Raw genomic sequence first — 18,944 nt, 5'->3', positions numbered from 1 at the left:
TTTGATCACTTTGCAGCGGAAGTCCGTGAAGCGAATAGAGGTGAAGCGAATAGAGGTGAAGCGTCTGTCGGGTCGGTTGGCCGGCGGCTTGATCTCGGGTGCCCTAGGGGCGGCCTTGGCGGTTTTGCCCGGCTTGGCCCTTGAGCTAAGGGGTGCCACCTACTTCACCAAGCCGCCCTGGTCGGTGGATTTGATCAGCTACCAAACCTACACCTATGAAACCCGGCCTGAGTATTACTTCCGGGTCAGTTTGGATGCGGCGGCAGGGGCGCCCCTGGGGGGGCTGACGATTCGCCAAACCAGGGGTGTTGATCGGCAGTTTCCCTTCTCCGTAGATCGCACCACTGCCTTCCTTGGCGGCACGCCCCGCCGGGGGGGCGAGAAGATCCCCGTGGGGGCCAGCTTCGAGGAGGCAGCCAGGCTGTTCACGATCACATTCCCCGAACCGGTTCAACCCGGCAACACGGTCACGGTGGTGTTGCGGCCCTGGACCAACCCCTCGGCTTCCGACACCTACATGTTTGAGGTGATGGCCTTGCCGGCCGGTCCGAACCCCTCGCCAGCCTCGCTTGGATATGGCACCTTGCGGATATACAACTTCGGCGACTTCAACTGAATCGCCTTGCTGCCGGCATGCCCACTCGCCCAATCAAACATCTGGGCATGCCACTTCTGGCGATGCCGCTTGTGGCGATGCCGCTTGTGGCGATAGGGGCGCTGCTGCCGGACCAGGTCCGGGCCCAGGTGCAGGCCGAAACCGCCCCCTCCCAAACCGCCCCCAGCCAGGCCGCCATTGGTCCAGCACTGGTGCCCAGCAGTGTTTCCGTAGCTGATGTGATTGCCCTGGGATCCCTGCCGGAGCCATCCCTGGGCAGCGCCGTGGAGCCAAACCTGAACCTTGCCTATCCCCTCGGCCAAATGGCCGAATCGATGGACCCCTGGGGTTGGCGCTATTCCACCGCAAGGGCTGCCTGGCGGATGCACACCGGCGTTGATCTGGCGGCCCCATCAGGCACCCCGGTCTTGGCGGCCCTTGCTGGCCGGGTGCTGGCGGTGGATGTGGTTTCGGGTTACGGCAACACCGTGCTGCTCGACCATGGCCAGGGGGTGCAAACCCTCTATGCACACCTCCAGCAGGCATCGGTGCGGCCCGGCGATTGGCTGGAGCAGGGCGAAGGGTTGGGTGCCGTCGGCATGACTGGCTCCGCCAGTGGGCCCCATTTGCACTTTGAATTGCGTCATCGGGGCCCGGTGCTGAGGGCCCTAGATCCCACCCCCCATCTGCCGCCCCTGATGGCCCCACCGGTGTTGGCGGCTCGATAGCCTGGTTTTAGAGCCCTAGAACCTTTTCCCAGCATGCAAGCCCAGTGGAATGGCCAGGTGATTGCCACCAGCGACGACATCGTCAGCGTCGACGGCAACGCCTATTTCCCCTTGGATTCAATTGAACCTGCCTGCCTGCGCCCCTCGGATCACACCTCGGTCTGTGGCTGGAAGGGCACTGCCAACTACTACGACGTGGTGGCAGGTGGCGAGGTGAATGCCAATGCGGCCTGGTACTACGCCGATCCCAAGGAGGCGGCAAAGGAGATCAAGGGCCGAGTGGCCTTCTGGAAGGGCGTCAAGGTCAGCTAGCTGGGTAATTAGTCAGCTCGGCAGTAATGAGGAGTGGTGGTGCTCTATGCGCCAATTCTGCCCATCAAATCCGTAGACAAAGGTGAAGCGGGCCTCCACCGTTTCCTCGGGGTTGTGCAGCTCGAAGCGATAGCTGCCCGCATCCACGGCCTGGTTGCAGCCGAGCAAAACGCTGTGGCTGGTAACCGTGGCATCCGGATGGCGTTTGAGGAACTGGTCGAAATAGGCGCCGATTCCCTCCGGATTGGCCCGGTTTTGGGCCGATAGGGTCGGCAGCAATAGGGCATCTTGGCCGTAGAGCTGGGCCACGGCCGCCCCATCGCCGCTGTGCAGGGCCTGGTTCCAATTTTCAAACCAGGCATCTAGCTGGCCGGCTGAGATTGGGGCGCAACTGACGGCTGCCTGGGGCAGGGCCTGGATCTCAAGGGCTAGGGCAGGGGGGCTGAACAGGCAGACGAAGAAGCCGGTCAGAAGTAGGGCCGCTAACCAGCTGGCGAGCCGCCGGGATGGCGCAGGGTGCGCCAGCTGCCGCTGGCCGTGCTCACTTCCACCCCAATATCGATGCAGCCTTTCTGCAGGCCAAATTCCTGTTGCCACCACAGCAGGGCCTCTGCCCAGGCCGCATCCAGGGATTCGTAGAGGTCGTCGAGCACCGGATGGGGGGAGCCACTGGCGTCGACCAGGCGGTAAAACCTGGTTGCCGTTTGGCGGCTTAGGCCGGGGAGATTCGCGGCTTGGGGCATGGCTCATATGGCTACACCGAAACCCAATGATGGCCGTGGCCTAATCGGCTTGGCTGTGCTCTCCACGACAACTTTCAAGGTGGGACTCAGCTGAGGTAGCGCCTGATGCTGGGCCGGCACCAATAGATCAGGGCCGCGGCGCTGGCGCCCCAGAGCAGGGCCGAGAGCACGGCCGTGGGGCCCCGGTCTTGATGCAGCAGGACCATGCGCACAATTCCGTAGGGCACGCCCACAGCTAAATCGAGGGATAGGGCCACAATTGCCAGGATTTGGCCCCAGGGGCGCCACTTCAATAGGGCAATGCTGGCCACCAGGCCTAGGGCGGCGATCGGCAGCACGGCCCCTGCTCCCACGGCGATATTGGCGGTCCGCCAGGTGGGATCAAGCAGAATCAAGGCAACCGCCAGGGGAATGGTCAGACCGTTGCCGATCAGGCCAAGCCAGGCCAGGGTTAGATAACCGCTGGGATGCGGGGGCATCGCGGGCCGCTGCAGTACTTCACCCACTTTCCCCCACCGCCCCCTCTCCCGAAATCTTGACTGCGCCCTTCCCGGCCCTGGGCCGTGATTCCCTAACCACCCTGCAGGTGAACCTGGGCTATCGCTGCAACCAGGCCTGCAGCCACTGCCATGTGAATGCGGGCCCCACCCGCACCGAAATGATGGATCCGGCCACCCTGGCCCTGATCCCCCAGGTGCTGGCGGCGCGAGGCATCACCAGCCTTGATCTCACCGGTGGGGCCCCGGAGCTCCATCCCCAGTTCCGGGAGTTGGTGGCCGGGGTGCGTTCGATGGGGGTGGCCGTGATCGATCGCTGCAACCTGACGATCCTCAGCGAGCCAGGCCAGGAGGATTTGGCGGTATTTCTGGCTGAGCAGGGCGTCACCGTGGTGGCCTCCCTTCCCTGCTACCTGGAGGACAACGTCGATCGCCAACGGGGCCAGGGCGTGTTTGGGCGCAGCATTACCGGCTTGCAGGAGCTCAATGCCCTCGGCTTTGGCCGCGATGGCTCGGGGCTGGAGCTCCACCTGGTCTTCAATCCCCAGGGGCCAACCCTTCCCCCGGACCAGGCGACCCTGGAGGCCGACTACCGGCGGGTGCTGGCCGAGCGCTACGGCCTGGTCTTCAACCAGCTCTTCGCCCTGGCAAACATGCCAATCCAGCGCTTTGCTGCGGTTTTAGATCAGGCCGGCCAGCTGGAGGCCTACCGCCAATTGCTGCACCGGAGCCATCGGCCTGAAAACCTTGGCTCCGTGATGTGTCGTCAGCTGATCAGCGTCGATTGGCAGGGCCGGCTTTTTGACTGTGATTTCAACCAGCAGCTGGCCCTTGGCATGCTCGGCCAGGTGCAACACCTGCGCGACCTCCTGGCCCGGGACCCCAGCGGGGATGCGATTGCGGTGGCTGACCATTGCTTTGGCTGCACCGCCGGCAGTGGTTCCAGTTGTGGTGGAGCACTCACGGTTTAGCCGCGTTGTATTGGCGCCTAGAAGCTTCAGACTGGGTTGGGTCTTTCTCGTTGCCGTGTCGCGGATGCAGAGCGCTGTTCAGGAGTACTACGGCTCCACCTTGAAGGGCACCGCTGACTTGCGCACCAGCGCCTGCTGCGATGCCACCAGCGTGCCCGCTGCCCTCAAGCCCCTGCTGGCCCAGATCCATCCGGAGGTGCTCTCCCGCTACTACGGCTGCGGCCTGGTGGCCCCGCCCCTGTTGGAGGGCTGTCGGGTGCTGGATCTGGGCTGCGGCAGTGGCCGTGATGTCTACCTGCTGGCCCAGTTGGTGGGCCCCAGCGGCGAGGTGGTGGGGGTCGACATGACCCCGGAGCAGTTGGCGATCGCCCGGACCCACCAGGATTTCCACGCCGGCCAGTTTGGCTTCGCCAACATGCGCTTTCTGGAAGGTCGGATTGAGCAGCTTGAGCAGCTGGATCTGGAGCCCGAAAGCTTCGATGTGGTGATCTCCAACTGCGTGGTGAATCTCTCCACCGACAAATTGGCGGTGTTGGCCGGGGTGCGCCGGCTGCTCAAGCCCGGCGGGGAGTTTTATTTCGCCGACGTCTATGCCGACCGCCGCGTACCTGGGCCCCTTCAGCAGGATCCTGTGCTCTACGGCGAGTGCCTCAGTGGCGCCCTCTACTGGAACGATTTCCTGCGCTTGGCCCGCCAGGCCGGCTTCCCTGATCCGCGGCTAGTTGCCGATCGTCCCCTGGCGATCAACGATCCCGAGCTGCAGGCCAAGACCGGCCTGTTGAACTTTTTTTCAGCCACCTACAGGCTGTTTCGAATTGAAGGGCTGGAGGATGCCTGTGAAGACCACGGCCAGGCGGTGATCTACCGGGGCAGCCTGCCCGACCAGCCCCACCAGCTGGCCTTCGACAAGCACCATCTGATCGATGCAGACCGGGTGTTCCCGGTCTGCGGCAACACCTTCCGCATGCTCCAGGAGAGCCGTTTGGCACCCCACTTCAGTTTCATTGGCGATGCCTCGCGCCATTTCGGCCTGTTTCCCGGTTGCGGCGGCAGCATGCCCTTTGATTCGACAGCTGCTGGGGCTGGGGCTGCTGCTGACGCCGGCGCATGTTGCTAATTGCCCTATGGCTGGCGGCACTGTCGCCCTATCCCCAGCCCTGGCAAGCCACCGGTCGTGAAGCTGAGCCGGTGGCCGTATGTGTGGTGGCGCCGCGGGTCGAGCCGGTGCAGCAGGGGGACGCCCTTGGCGTTGTGCCCACGCCCCGGCCCCAGCTGCTGGTGACCGAACCATTGCTGGAGTTGCGGCTGGAGCGCAATGGCCGGCTGGCCTGGCAGAAATTCGGCACGTCAAGCCAGCCGATTACTGGTCCGATTGCCTGGCCGATCGCCCCCCTTGCCCCCGGGGAGGTGGTGTTGGTGCGGCTGCGCCCCCTGCGGGCGGCGGCAGACAGCTTCGCCCATGTGCAATTAATTGGCGCTTCCGCCCAGCGGATGGCCAGCACCCATGCCTTGATGCGCTCCCTGGCCCAGCGGCCTGCAGCGTGGCTGAAGGCGGTGGATACGGCCCTCGACCGGGGCGATGTGCCCCTGGCCTGGACCCTGCTCTTCGCCCCGGCAGCGCCCCAATCCCCGGGCCTGCAGGACCTGCGCGACCAGGTGCTTCGGCAGGGCTGCGGCGACTAGTACGCCCGAACTATGCTGGCCGATGTGTGGGCGTGCATGGCGTGATCTCTGCTGACCTGGTGCTCCTGGGGCCGCCGCTGGAGGAGCTGGAGGAGCTGCTCTTGCCCCTGGCCACGGAGACGGTGTCGGCGGGATTTCCCAGCCCGGCGGCCGACTATGTGGACGGCTCGATCGATCTGAATGTGGCGCTGATGCCGCACCCCAGCTCCACCTTTTTCATGCGGGTGGATGGGGAGGCGATGCGGGCGGAGGGGATTCACCATGGCGACCTGCTGGTGATTGACCGCAGCGTGGTGCCCGTGGCTGGATCCACCGTGGTGGCGGTGCACCAGGGGGAATTTTTGTTGCGTCGGCTGGAGGGTGGCACCTCCCGCTGGCGGCTGGAGGCCGCCGATGGCCACACCGCGCCGATTGCCCTGCAGGGAGAAGACCCCGACCTCCTGATCTGGGGCGTGGTGATCCACGCGGTGCATCACCTGCTGCCCCACCGCTAGGGCTGCCCCACCGCTAGGGAAATTTTTTTACCAAAAACCCTTGCTGTTGAGCCAAAGCCCCAGCAGCAGCATCGGCACAAACACGACACCGGCAATTTGCAATTTCATCACCAGGGGCGATGGCATGGCTGCGGCGGGCTTCTTGAGGGGCATGGCAGGGGCTCTTGGCGGTTAACGCTGGGAGATTTAAAGGGCACAAGAAAGCCCCTTGGCGATGGCCAAAGGGCTTGCGAGCTGCTTAGTGGATTGGCCAAAGCCAAACCTTGGCAGGGAATCAGCCGAGGCCGATTTGGCCCAGGATGCCTTGGCCGGTGAGCAGTTCGGTGGCGAGGCCAATCACGAAACCCATCATGGCCAGGCGGCCATTCCAGGTCTCAGCGAAACCGACGAAGCCAAAGCGGGAAGTGTTGTCAGCCATGGGAGGTGTGACGAAACGTTGAGCGAAGTGTAACAGGTCGTGAAGGAATGTTGCCAATGCCTGCGCGACCCAGGCCTCACTCCTCTTCGCCGCCGGAGGGGATCAGTTTGATCTGCTTGCGTCCGAGCTTGATTTCAAACTCGTCGCCGGGCTTGAGATCCAGCATGGCGGTGTAGGCCTTGCCGACCAGCAGGTTGCCGTTGCCCTGGACGGTCGCCACGTAACTAAGGCTCCGGCCACCCTTGCCTTTGCCTTTGCCACCGCCATCACCCAGGCTTACCCCTTTGGCCTCCAGGAGGGCTTCATAGAAGGAGGTGAAGTTGAGTCGTTCGCTGCCATCTTTTTTGGAGCTTACGTAGCCACAGCTGCGAACTAGGTCCGACTTTGAGATGTCGCCCAGTTCTTTTACCTTGCTGAGGAGATCGGAACCAGTGAGAGCCATTTGGTGTTTGTTGACTGATTAAAAGATAGGGGCTGGGTGAACCACTGGCAAGCCCTTGAGTATGAATTGGACAGTGAATGCTGGGTTTATAAACTACCAATAGCTATTCAATAGGTCATGCCAAGAAGGCCGCCAAGGCCGGCCCGACGGGCTCCTCGCGCCCGACTAACAGACGAGGATGCGTCATGCTAAGATTCGAAAGGTTTTTTAACAATTCGGGAAAAGACGCATGTTTACGCTTGACAGGGCTTCCAAGATTTTCCCCGAGACCCTTTCCGCCGACGTGGTTCCGGCGATTACAGCTCGCTTTCTGCTGCTAAATGCAGAGGACCAGCTCGCCCTGATCTGGTATGCCTACCTAGAGATGGGAACCACCATCACCGTGGCCGCCCCAGGCGCTGCCCGCATGCAGTTTGCGGAGCCCGTGCTCAACCAGATGAAGGCAATGTCGTTTGCCGAACAGAGCCAGGTGATGTGTGACCTGGCCAACCGCAGCGACAGCGAAATTTGCCGCACATACTCCTGCTGGTCAGTAAATATCAAGCTGGGCTTCTGGTATCAGCTGGGTGAATGGATGGCCGCTGGCCTGGTGGCTCCGATTCCCGAGGGTTACAACCTCTCAGCAAACGCTTCCGCAGTGCTCAATTCTGTCAAGGCCGTGGAGCAGGGCCAACAGATCACCCTGCTGCGCAATTTTGTTGTGGACATGGGTTACGACCCCGCCAAGGGCGAGGGGCAACGGGTGGCTGAGCCCATTGCTGCCCCCACCCCTGAGGAACTGCGCAAGAAGGTGTTCATCGAAGGCGTTATCAACCCCACGGTGAACAGCTACATGGATCTGTTGAACGCCAACGACTTCGAGAATCTGATCGAGCTCTTCCTGCCCGACGGAGCCCTCCAAGCCCCCTTCCAAAAGCCGATTGTTGGTAAGGATGCTGTTTTGCGCTTCTTCCGTGAGGATTGCCAGAACCTGAGCCTGTTGCCCGAGCGGGGCTATTCCGAGCCGACCGAGGGTGATTTCACCCAGATCAAGGTGACCGGCAAGGTGCAAACCCCCTGGTTTGGAGCCGGCATCGGCATGAATGTGGCCTGGCGTTTTCTGCTGAACCCCGAGGGCAAGATTTACTTCGTTGCTATCGACCTACTGGCTTCCCCAGCCGAGCTACTCAAGTTCGCCCGTTGAGCGCCCCATCCCGCACGGGGCTTTTGCTCAGCGCGACGATCCTGTTGTTATGGCTGGGTTCGCTGTTTGGCCTGCTCAGCCTGCCTTTGGGATCGTTGCCATGGCAGCTAATCCTGGTGGCGCTATTGGGGCGCACCCTGCTCCAAACAGGCCTTTTCATCGTCGGCCACGACGCCATGCACAGGGTGCTTGTGGCAGAGCAGGTCGGCTTAAACGACCGGCTTGGGGCCCTTGCCCTGGGGCTCTATGCGGCCCTGCCCTTTGCTGATTGCCTCCTCAACCACCGCCATCACCACGATTTTCAGGCCACCGAGGTTGATCCTGATTTCCATGGCGATGTCAAGGATGGCGTCTTTGCCTGGTACTTGGCATTCATGGCCCGCTACCTGAACATCGCCCAGATGGCCAGGTTGCTCACGGGCTGGGGATTGCTCGCCCTCTATGCCTCCTGCTTCAGCCCAATGGGCTGGATCAATGTGCTCCTCTTCTGCACCCTGCCTTTATTGCTGAGCTCTGTTCAATTGTTTGTAATCGGTACCTACCTGCCCCACCGGGGCCAGAGGGCACCTATTAACCGTGCGACAGCAGACAGCCTTGACCTACCCGCTTGGCTTTCGCTAATAGCTTGCTTTCATTTCGGTTACCACCGCGAGCATCACGACTTCCCAGGCCTGGCCTGGTTTGAGTTGCCCGCCCACCGTGCCCGTTGCCGCCAGGAGGGGCTCCTGCGCCAGCAGGGTGTTCTCCGTGAACTCGCAACGGCCTAATACCCCAACTAGCCTCACTCGCAAGGAGATTTTTAAGGATGATTGAAACCATGCTGCAGGGTTGGAATGAGGTCGAACAAACGGTCGCCCGCAAGGCATTTGATCTTGCCTATTGCCGCGCCGTTGAAAAGTTGGTGGCCACGGTGCGAGATAAGGCAGGCAACCTCGATTCAGCGGAGGCCGTATGGCAGCTCCACGACTTTCTGAGCATCGAAAGGCACACGATTGAAGGGCGTTTCGATTTTCGTCTTGATGGGATCCTGTTTGTCTTTGCCAGCTTGGTGAAGGACAGCCTGCTGCAGACCGATGAATTGACGGGGCTAGACGACGAGAAACTGGCCAAGATTGTGGCCATGTCCAAGTTTTAGTTAGTAACCATGGCGGACCAGCAGTTTCAGTACGAGCCAGTTGAGAGATTCGGCGAAGGGCTAACCACCCCCAGGCCCTGGAATAAATCGGCCCTGGCTGATGTGGAGCTACTCAACGGCCGGGTGGCGATGTTGGGCTTTGTGGCTGCCCTTATTGGTGAATTAATTACCGGTGAGGGGCCCGTTGGCCAAGTAATGGGCCTGCTGCGCTGGTATCTCAGCTAGGGCTTTGGCTTGCTTGCCAATCCTTTAGCGCTGATTCAATTTTTTCCAGGCGCTTGCTGTTGACGCCGAGATCTGAATCGCCAAGCCTTGATACGGAGCGGGCCTGCAACTGGCCGTTGTCTGTGTCGGCAAAGAGTTCGAGGTCATCGACGAAACCAAACAAGGCACTGGTGGCCGTGGCATGGAGGTAGCCATCTCCCTGGTTGACCACCAAGCTGCGCGGCATGGCCTCGATTGTGGGCACAAGGCTAGAGAGCGCTGCGCCTGGATCTGCCACTGCCCAGCTGGCCTGGGCGCAGTGGGCTGGGGTTGGGCAAGGCGAAAGGGAGCCGTTGTGAAGCCCTAATTCAGGGGGCACTGGCCCCACCAAATTGAACAGGGCCAGGGTGATCAGCAAAAAACCTTGCTGCAGGAAGGAAGCCATCTATCGGGATCGGTGCGCCTACCCATTTTTACGGGTGCCTAGGCCCTTAGTTGAAATAGGGCACCTATTACGTCATCGATGCTTTGTTGTTTGGCTGGTCTGTCGTTGGTGCAGACCAGTTGCCTGCCCAACACATTGGCACCTAGATGGGCTAATTGAATGCGCAGTGCCGAGAGGCATTCATAGCCGCCACCGCCAGAATGGCTGGCGATAGCCACTGGATGTCTATTGAAAAGGGCCCGGAAATCGTTGCCCTGGGTAGATAGCCAGGCGATGGCACTGGTTAGGGAAGGTGGTATGGAGCCGTTGTATTCCGGAGCACAAATTATCCAGTGGGATGCCGATTCCAGTTGTCGCTGCAATTCGATCACATCAGGCAGTACCAACTGTTGCTGGTTGCGGGGCGTGAATAGGGGGAGCGAACTGAGTGTTAAATCGATCACCATTGTGCGCTTTCCCAAGGCGGCAGCAGCCTCGGAGAAGCGATTGGCTAATTTTAAATTTTCTCCGCAGCTTGCTGCTAATACAAGTAGATCAAAAGGATCTTCCATCACTATGATTTTGATGTTGATCAGGCCCCTAATAGGTTAGCAGGTATTGCCAGGGTTAAATTGATCCTGGAAATCTTTTAGGTGTTTCCGTCAGTTGCCCCACTCCCATTTTGGGCTTTTGCCCTTAAGGCAATGCTGATTAGGGCGCCGGCAAGGATTTTGCTGCCTGCTCCGAGGGCAAATAGCTGCCAGCTCCAGAGCTGGGCAAGGTGCAGAAAAACGGCCGTATTAACCGGTGAACTGGCGCCACCCCTGCCATATAGGCACCGGCTGCACGCCAGTAGGTTCCCGTCATAGGATTAAGTGCTGGTAACTGTCAAAATTTAGTGTCTCATGATTCGCAACTATTCTTTTTTGCTTGCAGCTAGTGTTCTAGCTGCCCCCTTCCTGTTGGGCCCGGTCCATGCGGAGGCAGTTGATCCCGCATTAAAGCCAGGTGTTTATGGATCCTTGGGAATTGGTGTTGGCTTTGGCAGTTCGATCGGTATCAATGACCCTTCCACATCTGCATTTTCCAACGAGTCGTTTAAAACCAGCACGACCGTTGGCCCAAACGTGGCCATTGGCTACGTATTCCCCGGCGCTTGGCGAGTTGAGGCTGAATATTTAGGTCTATTTGCAAGTGCCACAGATTCATTTACGTATAACGGACAGCCGGGGAGCATAAGTGGAAATCGAATATCAACCAATGCTGTGCAGTTTAATGTAATCAAGGATATTCCCACCGGCTCTAAATTTGTTCCCTACATCGGTGGCGGCATTGGCTTTGCCTCCACCCATTATGGTGTGGCTGATGGTTCCACAACTGGCACTACTTTTGCTGGTCAAGGGAAGGTTGGTGTTTCCTATGTCTTGTCAAAAAATACCAGTATTTACCTAGGCTATCGCATAATAGGAATTGGTGGGGGTACGGATCTTAGTTTTTATGATGATAGCCCCACTACCAAATCACGAATTCAACAAGGGCTTGACGCTGGTTTCCGTTTTCGTCTTTAGGGCTACTTCTTTGATTCATACATGTGACAGGCCTAATCGCTAATTAGTTTACCCTTGTCATATAGCTGGATGCTGAGGTGAGCGGCTTCTAGATAGATAATTGGCAATCGCATTCCCCTCGCCTCCAGTTGGTCTTAGTCGTACTAGTTTGAGCCTAGTTCAATGCAATCATCCCCTCCATGGCTTGCTGGTGCAATATTTAGCCATACCAGATCTGTTGGGCCAGTGTTTTCAATGCCATGGATTTCATATGGTTCGATCGAATAAAGATCTCCGGTTTCGAGATCCTGCTCTTCCAGGCTTTCTGCTTTGTCCTGCTCCCCTTCTGATTCATTGCCTATGCGCCCTGTCGTTAGCCTACCTTGACCCTGCAGGACAAGAAAGATATCCCCACCTTGCCTGTGATAGTGAAGAGGCAATGCCTTCCCTGGATTCAGCCTGGCCATGGTGCATTGGTTTTCTGTGTTTTTGTTTAGGAAGGCTACTATTTCCATTGGGAATGATTGGCTTGGATCTGGTTCCCAGTCCTGGCAGCCCTGGACTTGATTAAAAAGTTTGATTATGCGTGTCATGGTTTCTTTTTTGTAGGGTTAGGCGCCTATTTCAAAATGAAGCATTTCCGTGCCAATTCCCGGTGAAAATGAAAATGCCAATCCTTGCTTGCCATTGCTATTTTGTATTTTAGCAGTGTGCTCCGTCATCTCCACTGCTTCCTTTGGATTGCCTCCGTGCCGACAGGCGTAGATATGGCGCTCAAGTACAAACAGGACTGCGCAGCTCAGCATGTTGCCGTACTCTTTTAGCACGTCCCAGGAGTGGCTCAATTGATTGTCTTTTAGGGATAGGCTGTTTTGAACTGCCTCTAGGATTTTTGTGCCGCCTGGATGCACTGCCCAGATGTCAATGTCTTCCCTTGTTAGACCTGCTGCTGCTAGGTGCCCATCCGTGACGCTTGGAAGTGAATTGCCGATCATCTCCGGCAGATGGCGTGAGAGTGTACAAGTAATCCCGTTATCGCGTATCCCGAGCACTATCCCTTCTTCCGTATCAGGAGCTAGCACGCTTCGCTGCTGATGCAGAATCGCCCGTCCCTTGGGAATGTTTTCCTGATCCTTTGTTGAACGTAGTACTACTGCTGCACAGCCATCTCCAAAGATGCTGTGGATAATCACATCATTTAGATCATCCTCCAGGGAGGCATTCAGTGAGCTCAGTTCTAGGCATACCACTAGAGCCCCATTGCCTGGATGGGCTCTCACGTGATCACTGGCAATGCGCAGTCCCACCAGGGCGGCGGCACACCCCATGAACAGCACTGGGTGGCGAGCCGTGTCTAGATTTAGTCCTAGTTTCCTAATTAGGAAGGCATCTACCCCGGGCGCCACAAAGCCTGTACTCGATACAAACACGACCAGCTGAATGTCACTGGCTGAGCAGGTCGCATCTTCAAGCGCCGCCCTTGCGACCCGTTCGGCTAGGGGCAGGGCATGGCTTTCATACATTGCCATCCGTGTTTCCAGCGTTCCATGTTCCCTGAGGAAACTTGCTGCCCCCGGTTCGAGTAGGGAGTAGGCCAAATGCCGTTCGTTGATGCGGGTATGTTCAAATATGGTTTCGATCCGGTTGTGGGTGGCCTCCATTCCGTCGAGATGGCCCATGAAGGCAGCCGCATCTTTTTGGCTAAGGCGCGCTGCAGGGGCCCCACTGGCAATCCCCTGTATGTAGACCTGTGGTGCAGACAAGATGCATTCAACTTCTAGCTGCTTTAGAGTGGCACCAGTCACCATGATTTTCAATGGGTCTTCACGAAGCCAGCATGGAACTGCTGTATCACAGGCCTGATGACTGCCCTGGACCCTATCGAGTGGTTCACAAGCTACCTGTTTTGCCAGAAAGCCTTAAGGATCACATTGAAATTGATAATGTGGTCGCTGATTCTCTGTTGGCCCATCAAGATTTCCTCGACGACATTGGTGAATTAACAGCGCGCGCCCTTTTGCAGGTCCATGGTGCTAACGCCGACTTCGACATGGCTGCGGTAAGGGGAATGGCTGGCCAGATAGCCACATCTCTTGCGGTTGCGATGTTGCGGGGGCAGATGCTCGAGACTGCCATCTCCACTGCGATTGAGCGACTCAACGCCGAAGGTCAGGCCCAGCTGGCGTGCCCTGAATAACCTGGGAAGGGCCTCATTTCTGAGACACAGATGCCCCTTCGCGTAGGCCTTGCTGGTTTGGGTCGTTTCGGCCAGCTGCACGCCAATGTTCTTGCCTCCTTGGCTGATGTGCAGTTAGCGGCTGTGGCGGACCCAGATCCTGTCTGCCTGGCTTTGGTGGCGGATCGTTACCAGGTGCCGGCTTGCCATACCGATGCCATGGCGTTGATCGAAGACGACACTCTGGATGCCGTGATCTTGGCAACGCCGGATGGACAGCACGGTGAACAGGCCCGATTCGCATTGGTTCGGCGTCGCCATCTATTTGTCGAAAAACCGCTTGCACCCAGCTGGCTGGAGGCAAAGGAATTACAGGAGTTGGCGGTTCGATCGGGCCTTGTTCTGCAGACCGGGCTTTTGCTGCGTTATGAGCCCTCCCATCGGCTGCTGCAGCGGCGGGTGAGCGCCGGTGAGTTTGGCGATTTGGTGTCGATCCGTGCCAAACGCAATTGCAGCCGCAGCTCCTTTGCAGCCATTGCCGATCGCATTCACACGGCGCACCGCACCCTGATCCACGACATCGATTTGGTGCTCTGGTTGAGCCAGAGCCGGATCACTTCGGTTATGGCCCTCGACTACCGAGATGGGAATCATCTGGCGCCCCAGGGTTGTTTTGTGCTGCTGCGACTTGCCGATGGCAGCGTGGCCCAGTTGGAGAGCAGCTGGTATCTACCGGACCCGGTTGATGGCACCACCTCTCATCGCAACACACCCCATGGCAACACTTCCCATGGTGGTATCGATGCCGAGCTGGCCCTTTGGCCCGTCATTGGGGGCCGGGTTGGGGGGGCTCTGCGCGACCAATTGGCCGATTTTTGTGCCTGCGTGCGCAATGGTCGACCTTCCCCCGTTGCCGACCTGGACACGGCGGTGGAGGCTCTGCGCATCGCCGAGGCTGTTATCGAGGCTGGCCGCAGCGGCGGCGTGGTGGTTCTTGGCCCGCAGGGAGGCTGAGCCTATGCACCCTTTTCACCCCGGCCCATTAGAAGATCGCGTGCTCCATTTACCAGCTGCATGGTGTTGTGCTCACCGCCCCGATCAGGGTGATGCACTGCCGCCGCTAGCTTCCAGGCACGGCTGACATCGGATTCGCTGAGCCGTCCAGAAAGGGGCAAATGCAAGCGCTTCCTTGCCATGATCCCGTCGAGGTCAGGATGCTTTCCCATCGGACCCCAGTCGGCCTTGCTCAGGGTTGGAGAGCGCTTCTTCCCCCCTTTTCGCCTGGTACCGCTGCCGGAGCTTCCTCCCCCAAATCCCTTGCGCTCCATGGGAGGTTCGGTGCTGGGATCGGAGGTTGGTTGGCGTGATTGGTTCCCATCCCTATTTATGGCTACTAACGACATAGGCCGACGGCGCAACTTGGGAATCAACTAGTTCACCCATCATGGCCCGTTGCCCATCCGATCTTCGCAGGCGAGAAAGATACGGATTACATAAATAACTACTTGCTGGCCAAACAAATAACTACTTCCTGGGCGGTGGAAGTAAATCAGCCTTTTTCAATAATTGATGAATTTATTGTGGTGATCCCTTGGGGGTTGTTCTCACAGCTTGGTGAGAGCTTCGCTGGCGTGCACCTCTAGGGCCAGCGCGCAGAAACGCTCGATTGCTTCGTCGTTTAGCAGGATGCGGCGCGGGCTGATGCTGGAGTCGAGCTGCCAATGGTGGAGTCGCAGGACCCCGCTCAGACAGCGCAGGCAGCCCAGCTGGAGGTCCCGCCAGGCCTCCTCGAAGCTGTAGTCGCCCACCCCCTGCTCCAACAGGGTTTGGTGCCAGCCTGCCAACAGCTCCTTCAGTCGCCCCCTGCGTTGGGGCATTGGTGTGCTGCCGCCGATCAGGCAGGCCACGTCTATTGCCGCCAGGCTGCGACAGGGTGAACCCCAGTCCACGATTTTTACCCGTGGCCCTGTTCCGATAAGTGTTTCAGGCTTGGCCTGGGGGTTGTCGTCGAATAGCAGGTTGTCGGCCCGCAGGTCGCCGTGCACCAGGGTCCAGGGCCGTTTAGCCAGGGCTTGATCAATTGCCTCGCTGCTTTCGGCGACCGCCCGAATCAGCTCGATGGCCTCCGGCTCAACCCTCAGCTCGTAGTCGTGTAGGAACGGCCCAACTAATTCCGTCAGCTCCCCGGTGGATCCCTGGTACCAGAATTGGTGGGCCGGTAGCCAGGTGTTTTCCAGCAGGCAGTCGTTTTGCCAGAAGCGGCCATGCAGGGCGGCCATCGCCGCAAGGGCGGCGGCGGTTTCATCGGTCCGCATGCCGCGCACCTGGTTGCCAGCCCTCAGGGCGGAGAGGTCTTCCAGCAGGAGCCAGCTCATGCCTTCATGGCCCCCGTGGCTAGATGCCTGCAGGCGGGGCACCGTGGCCTCCAGCCCGGCGGCCAGATTTCCGTAGAAACTCGTTTCCTTTTCAAAGGCGCCCAGATCCTTCGCCAGCTGGCGCATTGCCGGATCGTCGCTTTCAGTTTTTAGGATCAATGATGCCGGCAGGTTGGCGCCCGGCTGGACGTCCAATTCCAGCCGTAGGGTGCGTGAAACGAGCCCAAGGCCCTCACCCAGGGGCTCTGATCGCACCCCAAGCACCGTTTGCCCCAACACCTGGCTGAGCCAGGCGGGTTTTGTCATTGACTCAAGGTTCAACCCAGCCATCTCTTGAATGCAGCCATTCTTAGGTATCCCTGCGGCCATGTTGGCTGGCTGGAGAGAAGGTTAGTTGACTATGATATTTCGAAATTACTATTGAGATCTTCACCATGCTGACCGGCACTGAAGGTGATCACCCCATCCATCGGGAATGGATGCAGCAGGCGCCTACTGCCGTGCATGTTGGAGCTAATGAAACTCCTTTTGTTGATATCGGTGCTGGCAATTTATTGCGGGTGTTGCAGGTATTTCCCTCTGAGAATGTTTGGATCACGGAGAATATTTTTCAGAAAGGCTTTGAAAGCCCGATGCATATGCACACCGGCAGCGTATGGGGGCACACCTTTTCTGGCTCCTGGAAGTATCTCGAGTCTGATTTCGTAAACCGTGCCGGTTCATTCCTCTTTGAGCCTGCCTCCTCTGTGCATACCCTCCACATCCTGGAGGACAACACCCACGTTCGCTGGCACATTCATGGAGCGAACCTAAACGTAGATGCTGAGGGCTCTATTGCCAGTATCGTCTTTGGTAAATCTCGCCTCGATACCTACTTAAAGCTATGCGAAGAACAGGGTTTAGGAAAGCCGCCGGTGCTGGTGCTCTGAGCGTTTTAAAAGACCGCGGCAGCATCCCGCGTTGGCTCAGGAATGTTCTTGTGGTTTTGCTGCAACTGGCTGGGCTTGTTGCCATCAATCAAATAGCAATTGTCCTTACCCAGTATCTGGCCCTGCCCCTTCCTTCCAATTTAGTTGGGATGCTGCTGCTGGCCCTATTTCTACTAACGGGTCTGGTTAGGGAGTCGTGGCTGGCGCGGGCGGCAGGCCTATTACAGCGCCATCTCGCATTCTTTTTCGTACCTATCGCGGTCGGGCTGATGGCCTACGGCAGCCTTCTCCGTCAGCACGGTGTTGTCCTGTTGTTAGTGATTCTGGTGAGTACGGCTGCGGGGATTGCCACGTCTGGTTGGATCGCTTCCAGCCCCCGTGGGCCGGCCCAACCGACGGTGGCGCCATGACAGTCACCCTTTTAGATATGGCAATCACGGTGGCTGCCTATGCCATCAGCCGCCTAATCAACCGTCGCTTTCCATTTCCCTTCACGGTTCCGGTGCTGTTGAGCACCCTGCTGGTGATGGGGGCGATCACCCTCACCGGCGGCGGCCTGGCTGGCTACCGAGGTGCTAGCGATGCCATTACCTGGTGGCTGGGGCCGGCCATTGTTTCCTTGGCTGTGCCCTTGTATTGCCATCGCCAGGTGCTGATCGACCATGGCCCCCGCGTTTTGGCCGCAGTTGGGGGTGGTACTGCAGTGGCGATGGTCACGGCCTTGGTGCTCTCCCGTCTGTTGGGCCTGGATATGGCTCTCCAGGGAGCGCTGGTTCTAAAAACTGCCACTGCCCCGATCGGCATTGCCCTGGCCAGTCGGGTCGGCGCCGATGCTCCAATAGTGGCTGGCATGGTGGTGGCCTCAGCCCTGACGGGAACGATCATTGGCCCCGCCCTACTGACACGCCTAGGCGTAACCAACCCCCTCGGCCGTGGGATGGCCTTGGGCACAATTTCCAGCGGCCAAGGAGTTGCTGCTGCATTCCGAGAAGGCGACCTTACGGGTGCTACTGCCACCGTTGCGATGGCCCTGGCCGCCCTGGCGGTAGCCCTGCTGGCCATGCCCCTGGCGACCTGGCTGGCGACCTGATCTACCCCCTCCCCGGTGCTGTAACTGCCAGCAAAGATGGAGCCGAACTAGTCAACTGATGCTTGCCATCGGCATCGGCATGCGCATGGCCGCAGGCGGCCATCCCAACAGCATGGCGACGAGCTCCAGCACCAGGGTGCCAAGCAATAGCCGGTAGATCCACACCCGGGCATTGGCGCTCAGGGCCAGGGAGGCGCCAAGCCACCCTCCCAGTGAACTGCCAACCATCAGTGGCAGCCCTGCCGCCCAGTTCACCGCGCCGCTGCTGATGAACACTGCCAACGAAACCACAGTGGCGGCAAAGATCAGCACCGCTTTGACAGGGTTGGCCTGCTTCAGGGTCAGGCCTCCCACCAGCACAAGGCTCATCAATAGATAGGTCGCCGCATCGAGCACGATCAGGCCGGTCCAAAGGCCCACCCCGGCAGACAGCAACAGAAGCCAAGGGCTTGGGTTTTTGCTGGTGTTGCCGGGATCCCCATCCCGCATCCAGCTATGGGGCCTAAGCAGCAATAGCACCAGTGCCAGGGCGATGGCGACGTGCACCAGCACCCTGATTTCGCCCATCGGCAGGATCGTGGCCAGCCTGGCCCCTACCAGCGCACTTAGCGCAAAGCACGGCAACAGCCGCATGCATAGCCGCCAGGGAATCGCCTTGCTTTTGTGAAAACGCCAGATTGCAGATCCAAAGCCCACGAGCACCGGCAGTCGGTTGGTGCCATTTGCCACCGCCGGCGGCAGCCCCAGGGCCAATAGCAATGGCAGGGTGATGGCTGCCCCGCTGGAGGCGACCGCATTGAGGAAGCCGCACAGCACACCGGCAACCAGCAGCAGGATCCAGTTCGTCAAGGCAGGAGAAGGTTTGCTCCAGGATTGCAGAGCTGAACAATGATTGCGCGACCGGTGCCAGTTATTTGGATGCTGACCTAGGAACTGGTTCAGTTTTTGGGGCCCACGTCAATCCACGCCTTGCTACCCATAACAAACAAGCTCCCCTT

30 protein-coding genes are annotated in these 18,944 nt (G+C 59.0%); 17 read left to right on the top strand and 13 right to left on the bottom strand.

Annotated features, from left to right (window positions below; all coding sequences use genetic code 11):
* Positions 1–25 precede the first annotated feature (25 nt).
* Genes KBY49_RS04800 through KBY49_RS04790 form a run of 3 tightly spaced genes read left to right on the top strand, consistent with a single transcriptional unit; the run spans position 26 to position 1,635 of the window.
* A complete protein-coding gene (locus KBY49_RS04800) occupies positions 26–616 on the top strand; it encodes a DUF2808 domain-containing protein (RefSeq protein ID WP_254933592.1) in 591 nt (196 codons plus the stop codon).
* Positions 617–663: 47 nt separating this feature from the next.
* The gene (locus KBY49_RS04795; RefSeq protein ID WP_254933591.1) at positions 664–1,323 is read left to right on the top strand and encodes a M23 family metallopeptidase; all 660 of its coding nucleotides are present in this window, start codon (positions 664–666) and stop codon (positions 1,321–1,323) included.
* Positions 1,324–1,356: 33 nt separating this feature from the next.
* Entirely contained in the window at positions 1,357–1,635 is a 279-nt protein-coding gene (locus tag KBY49_RS04790) for a DUF427 domain-containing protein (protein WP_254933590.1), read from the top strand.
* A 12-nt stretch (positions 1,636–1,647) separates the two neighbouring features.
* Here the strand turns inward: KBY49_RS04790 and KBY49_RS04785 are convergent, their stop codons facing one another.
* The 3 genes from KBY49_RS04785 to KBY49_RS04775 all read right to left on the bottom strand — a co-directional run bounded on the left by KBY49_RS04785 (position 1,648) and on the right by KBY49_RS04775 (position 2,857).
* A complete protein-coding gene (locus tag KBY49_RS04785) occupies positions 1,648–2,232 on the bottom strand; it encodes an SgcJ/EcaC family oxidoreductase (RefSeq protein ID WP_254933589.1) in 585 nt (194 codons plus the stop codon).
* Positions 2,118–2,378 carry a hypothetical protein gene (locus KBY49_RS04780; protein ID WP_254933588.1) on the bottom strand — a complete coding sequence of 87 codons (261 nt, stop codon included), beginning with the start codon at positions 2,376–2,378 and terminating at the stop codon, positions 2,118–2,120. Before KBY49_RS04780 ends, KBY49_RS04785 begins: the two co-directional genes overlap by 115 nt.
* Positions 2,379–2,464: 86 nt before the next feature.
* On the bottom strand, positions 2,465–2,857 hold the full coding sequence (locus KBY49_RS04775) for a Hepatitis C virus core protein (protein ID WP_254933587.1): 393 nt from the start codon (positions 2,855–2,857) through the stop codon (positions 2,465–2,467).
* Between the two features lie 53 nt (positions 2,858–2,910).
* Here KBY49_RS04775 and arsS point away from each other — a divergent pair, with 53 nt between their 5' ends.
* The 4 genes from arsS (at position 2,911) to KBY49_RS04755 (ending at position 6,023) form a co-directional block, all read left to right on the top strand.
* Positions 2,911–3,846 carry an arsenosugar biosynthesis radical SAM (seleno)protein ArsS gene (gene arsS, locus KBY49_RS04770; RefSeq protein WP_396099553.1) on the top strand — a complete coding sequence of 312 codons (936 nt, stop codon included), beginning with the start codon at positions 2,911–2,913 and terminating at the stop codon, positions 3,844–3,846.
* A 64-nt stretch (positions 3,847–3,910) separates the two neighbouring features.
* Positions 3,911–4,963 carry a methyltransferase domain-containing protein gene (locus tag KBY49_RS04765; RefSeq protein WP_254933585.1) on the top strand — a complete coding sequence of 351 codons (1,053 nt, stop codon included), beginning with the start codon at positions 3,911–3,913 and terminating at the stop codon, positions 4,961–4,963.
* Positions 4,954–5,529, top strand: a complete 576-nt coding sequence (locus tag KBY49_RS04760; protein ID WP_254933584.1) for a hypothetical protein — start codon at positions 4,954–4,956, stop codon at positions 5,527–5,529. The genes KBY49_RS04765 and KBY49_RS04760 overlap by 10 nt, the downstream gene beginning before the upstream one ends.
* A 41-nt stretch (positions 5,530–5,570) precedes the next feature.
* Positions 5,571–6,023, top strand: coding sequence for a translesion error-prone DNA polymerase V autoproteolytic subunit (locus KBY49_RS04755; RefSeq protein ID WP_315856995.1), 453 nt, complete (start codon positions 5,571–5,573; stop codon positions 6,021–6,023).
* Between the two features lie 27 nt (positions 6,024–6,050).
* On the opposite strand, the gene KBY49_RS04750 is transcribed toward KBY49_RS04755, so the two are convergent.
* The 3 genes from KBY49_RS04750 to KBY49_RS04740 form a co-directional block, all read right to left on the bottom strand.
* Positions 6,051–6,176, bottom strand: coding sequence for a hypothetical protein (locus KBY49_RS04750; RefSeq protein ID WP_254933583.1), 126 nt, complete (start codon positions 6,174–6,176; stop codon positions 6,051–6,053).
* A 121-nt stretch (positions 6,177–6,297) separates the two neighbouring features.
* Positions 6,298–6,441, bottom strand: a complete 144-nt coding sequence (locus tag KBY49_RS04745) for a chlorophyll a/b-binding protein (protein ID WP_254933582.1) — start codon at positions 6,439–6,441, stop codon at positions 6,298–6,300.
* A gap of 76 nt (positions 6,442–6,517) precedes the next feature.
* A complete protein-coding gene (locus KBY49_RS04740; protein ID WP_254933581.1) occupies positions 6,518–6,883 on the bottom strand; it encodes an AbrB family transcriptional regulator in 366 nt (121 codons plus the stop codon).
* A 229-nt stretch (positions 6,884–7,112) separates the two neighbouring features.
* Here KBY49_RS04740 and KBY49_RS04735 point away from each other — a divergent pair, with 229 nt between their 5' ends.
* From KBY49_RS04735 to KBY49_RS04720, 4 genes are read left to right on the top strand one after another with little or no spacing between them, the layout of a single operon-like run.
* Positions 7,113–8,066 (top strand): orange carotenoid-binding protein, encoded by a 954-nt coding sequence (locus KBY49_RS04735; RefSeq protein WP_254933580.1) that lies wholly within the window; start codon positions 7,113–7,115, stop codon positions 8,064–8,066.
* On the top strand, positions 8,063–8,833 hold the full coding sequence (locus tag KBY49_RS04730; protein WP_254933579.1) for a fatty acid desaturase: 771 nt from the start codon (positions 8,063–8,065) through the stop codon (positions 8,831–8,833). Before KBY49_RS04735 ends, KBY49_RS04730 begins: the two co-directional genes overlap by 4 nt.
* A 50-nt stretch (positions 8,834–8,883) precedes the next feature.
* Positions 8,884–9,201, top strand: coding sequence for a hypothetical protein (locus tag KBY49_RS04725; RefSeq protein ID WP_254933578.1), 318 nt, complete (start codon positions 8,884–8,886; stop codon positions 9,199–9,201).
* Between the two features lie 9 nt (positions 9,202–9,210).
* Positions 9,211–9,426 carry a chlorophyll a/b-binding protein gene (locus tag KBY49_RS04720; RefSeq protein WP_254933577.1) on the top strand — a complete coding sequence of 72 codons (216 nt, stop codon included), beginning with the start codon at positions 9,211–9,213 and terminating at the stop codon, positions 9,424–9,426.
* Here the strand turns inward: KBY49_RS04720 and KBY49_RS04715 are convergent.
* Both KBY49_RS04715 and KBY49_RS04710 read right to left on the bottom strand, forming a co-directional pair.
* Positions 9,419–9,850, bottom strand: a complete 432-nt coding sequence (locus KBY49_RS04715) for a DUF1499 domain-containing protein (RefSeq protein WP_254933576.1) — start codon at positions 9,848–9,850, stop codon at positions 9,419–9,421. The genes KBY49_RS04720 and KBY49_RS04715 overlap by 8 nt on opposite strands.
* A gap of 38 nt (positions 9,851–9,888) precedes the next feature.
* Entirely contained in the window at positions 9,889–10,401 is a 513-nt protein-coding gene (locus tag KBY49_RS04710) for an NADPH-dependent FMN reductase (RefSeq protein WP_254933575.1), read from the bottom strand.
* Positions 10,402–10,734: 333 nt separating this feature from the next.
* On the opposite strand from KBY49_RS04710, the gene KBY49_RS04705 reads away from it, so the two are divergent.
* Complete coding sequence (locus tag KBY49_RS04705) at positions 10,735–11,397, top strand: outer membrane beta-barrel protein (RefSeq protein WP_254933574.1); 663 nt, start codon at positions 10,735–10,737, stop codon at positions 11,395–11,397.
* Positions 11,398–11,540: 143 nt separating this feature from the next.
* Here the strand turns inward: KBY49_RS04705 and KBY49_RS04700 are convergent, their stop codons facing one another.
* On the bottom strand, positions 11,541–11,969 hold the full coding sequence (locus KBY49_RS04700) for a cupin domain-containing protein (protein WP_254933573.1): 429 nt from the start codon (positions 11,967–11,969) through the stop codon (positions 11,541–11,543).
* Positions 11,970–11,987: 18 nt separating this feature from the next.
* The gene (locus tag KBY49_RS04695) at positions 11,988–13,184 is read right to left on the bottom strand and encodes a type III polyketide synthase (protein ID WP_254934030.1); all 1,197 of its coding nucleotides are present in this window, start codon (positions 13,182–13,184) and stop codon (positions 11,988–11,990) included.
* Between the two features lie 29 nt (positions 13,185–13,213).
* Between KBY49_RS04695 and KBY49_RS04690 the strand changes: the two genes are divergently transcribed.
* Together KBY49_RS04690 and KBY49_RS04685 are read left to right on the top strand one after the other, a co-directional pair.
* Positions 13,214–13,573, top strand: a complete 360-nt coding sequence (locus tag KBY49_RS04690; protein WP_254933572.1) for a hypothetical protein — start codon at positions 13,214–13,216, stop codon at positions 13,571–13,573.
* Positions 13,574–13,603: 30 nt separating this feature from the next.
* A complete protein-coding gene (locus tag KBY49_RS04685) occupies positions 13,604–14,566 on the top strand; it encodes a Gfo/Idh/MocA family protein (RefSeq protein ID WP_254933571.1) in 963 nt (320 codons plus the stop codon).
* A 2-nt stretch (positions 14,567–14,568) separates the two neighbouring features.
* Here the strand turns inward: KBY49_RS04685 and KBY49_RS04680 are convergent, their stop codons facing one another.
* Positions 14,569–14,778, bottom strand: coding sequence for a hypothetical protein (locus tag KBY49_RS04680; protein WP_254933570.1), 210 nt, complete (start codon positions 14,776–14,778; stop codon positions 14,569–14,571).
* A 378-nt stretch (positions 14,779–15,156) separates the two neighbouring features.
* Complete coding sequence (locus tag KBY49_RS04675; protein WP_254933569.1) at positions 15,157–16,233, bottom strand: ecdysteroid 22-kinase family protein; 1,077 nt, start codon at positions 16,231–16,233, stop codon at positions 15,157–15,159.
* Positions 16,234–16,361: 128 nt separating this feature from the next.
* Between KBY49_RS04675 and KBY49_RS04670 the strand changes: the two genes are divergently transcribed.
* From KBY49_RS04670 to KBY49_RS04665, 3 genes are read left to right on the top strand one after another with little or no spacing between them, the layout of a single operon-like run.
* Positions 16,362–16,856 carry a 2,4'-dihydroxyacetophenone dioxygenase family protein gene (locus tag KBY49_RS04670; protein ID WP_254933568.1) on the top strand — a complete coding sequence of 165 codons (495 nt, stop codon included), beginning with the start codon at positions 16,362–16,364 and terminating at the stop codon, positions 16,854–16,856.
* Positions 16,811–17,266 (top strand): CidA/LrgA family protein, encoded by a 456-nt coding sequence (locus tag KBY49_RS11745; RefSeq protein WP_396099380.1) that lies wholly within the window; start codon positions 16,811–16,813, stop codon positions 17,264–17,266. Before KBY49_RS04670 ends, KBY49_RS11745 begins: the two co-directional genes overlap by 46 nt.
* The gene (locus KBY49_RS04665; RefSeq protein ID WP_254933567.1) at positions 17,263–17,946 is read left to right on the top strand and encodes an LrgB family protein; all 684 of its coding nucleotides are present in this window, start codon (positions 17,263–17,265) and stop codon (positions 17,944–17,946) included. Before KBY49_RS11745 ends, KBY49_RS04665 begins: the two co-directional genes overlap by 4 nt.
* A gap of 51 nt (positions 17,947–17,997) precedes the next feature.
* On the opposite strand, the gene KBY49_RS04660 is transcribed toward KBY49_RS04665, so the two are convergent.
* On the bottom strand, positions 17,998–18,795 hold the full coding sequence (locus KBY49_RS04660; RefSeq protein WP_254933566.1) for a sulfite exporter TauE/SafE family protein: 798 nt from the start codon (positions 18,793–18,795) through the stop codon (positions 17,998–18,000).
* Positions 18,796–18,944: the final 149 nt, after the last annotated feature.

The organism is Cyanobium sp. WAJ14-Wanaka, assembly GCF_024345375.1.
Taxonomy (GTDB): Bacteria; Cyanobacteriota; Cyanobacteriia; order PCC-6307; family Cyanobiaceae; genus Cyanobium_A.
This window is presented reverse-complemented; position numbering and strand designations above follow the sequence as displayed.

What these genes read in the sequence shown, in the direction of transcription:
- KBY49_RS04680 (WP_254933570.1), bottom strand. Translation starts at nt 14,778, where the DNA reads ATGGGAAAGCATCCTGACCTCGACGGGATCATGGCAAGGAAGCGCTTG.
- KBY49_RS04750 (WP_254933583.1), bottom strand. Translation starts at nt 6,176, where the DNA reads ATGCCCCTCAAGAAGCCCGCCGCAGCCATGCCATCGCCCCTGGTGATG.
- KBY49_RS04735 (WP_254933580.1), top strand. Translation starts at nt 7,113, where the DNA reads ATGTTTACGCTTGACAGGGCTTCCAAGATTTTCCCCGAGACCCTTTCC.
- KBY49_RS11745 (WP_396099380.1), top strand. Translation starts at nt 16,811, where the DNA reads ATGCGAAGAACAGGGTTTAGGAAAGCCGCCGGTGCTGGTGCTCTGAGC.
- KBY49_RS04740 (WP_254933581.1), bottom strand. Translation starts at nt 6,883, where the DNA reads ATGGCTCTCACTGGTTCCGATCTCCTCAGCAAGGTAAAAGAACTGGGC.
- KBY49_RS04725 (WP_254933578.1), top strand. Translation starts at nt 8,884, where the DNA reads ATGCTGCAGGGTTGGAATGAGGTCGAACAAACGGTCGCCCGCAAGGCA.
- KBY49_RS04705 (WP_254933574.1), top strand. Translation starts at nt 10,735, where the DNA reads ATGATTCGCAACTATTCTTTTTTGCTTGCAGCTAGTGTTCTAGCTGCC.
- KBY49_RS04675 (WP_254933569.1), bottom strand. Translation starts at nt 16,233, where the DNA reads ATGACAAAACCCGCCTGGCTCAGCCAGGTGTTGGGGCAAACGGTGCTT.
- KBY49_RS04720 (WP_254933577.1), top strand. Translation starts at nt 9,211, where the DNA reads ATGGCGGACCAGCAGTTTCAGTACGAGCCAGTTGAGAGATTCGGCGAA.
- KBY49_RS04690 (WP_254933572.1), top strand. Translation starts at nt 13,214, where the DNA reads ATGGAACTGCTGTATCACAGGCCTGATGACTGCCCTGGACCCTATCGA.
- KBY49_RS04745 (WP_254933582.1), bottom strand. Translation starts at nt 6,441, where the DNA reads ATGGCTGACAACACTTCCCGCTTTGGCTTCGTCGGTTTCGCTGAGACC.
- KBY49_RS04790 (WP_254933590.1), top strand. Translation starts at nt 1,357, where the DNA reads ATGCAAGCCCAGTGGAATGGCCAGGTGATTGCCACCAGCGACGACATC.
- KBY49_RS04795 (WP_254933591.1), top strand. Translation starts at nt 664, where the DNA reads ATGCCACTTCTGGCGATGCCGCTTGTGGCGATGCCGCTTGTGGCGATA.
- KBY49_RS04670 (WP_254933568.1), top strand. Translation starts at nt 16,362, where the DNA reads ATGCTGACCGGCACTGAAGGTGATCACCCCATCCATCGGGAATGGATG.
- KBY49_RS04665 (WP_254933567.1), top strand. Translation starts at nt 17,263, where the DNA reads ATGACAGTCACCCTTTTAGATATGGCAATCACGGTGGCTGCCTATGCC.
- KBY49_RS04710 (WP_254933575.1), bottom strand. Translation starts at nt 10,401, where the DNA reads ATGGAAGATCCTTTTGATCTACTTGTATTAGCAGCAAGCTGCGGAGAA.
- KBY49_RS04695 (WP_254934030.1), bottom strand. Translation starts at nt 13,184, where the DNA reads ATGGTGACTGGTGCCACTCTAAAGCAGCTAGAAGTTGAATGCATCTTG.
- KBY49_RS04715 (WP_254933576.1), bottom strand. Translation starts at nt 9,850, where the DNA reads ATGGCTTCCTTCCTGCAGCAAGGTTTTTTGCTGATCACCCTGGCCCTG.
- KBY49_RS04685 (WP_254933571.1), top strand. Translation starts at nt 13,604, where the DNA reads ATGCCCCTTCGCGTAGGCCTTGCTGGTTTGGGTCGTTTCGGCCAGCTG.
- KBY49_RS04775 (WP_254933587.1), bottom strand. Translation starts at nt 2,857, where the DNA reads ATGCCCCCGCATCCCAGCGGTTATCTAACCCTGGCCTGGCTTGGCCTG.
- KBY49_RS04765 (WP_254933585.1), top strand. Translation starts at nt 3,911, where the DNA reads ATGCAGAGCGCTGTTCAGGAGTACTACGGCTCCACCTTGAAGGGCACC.
- KBY49_RS04760 (WP_254933584.1), top strand. Translation starts at nt 4,954, where the DNA reads ATGTTGCTAATTGCCCTATGGCTGGCGGCACTGTCGCCCTATCCCCAG.
- KBY49_RS04700 (WP_254933573.1), bottom strand. Translation starts at nt 11,969, where the DNA reads ATGACACGCATAATCAAACTTTTTAATCAAGTCCAGGGCTGCCAGGAC.
- KBY49_RS04780 (WP_254933588.1), bottom strand. Translation starts at nt 2,378, where the DNA reads ATGCCCCAAGCCGCGAATCTCCCCGGCCTAAGCCGCCAAACGGCAACC.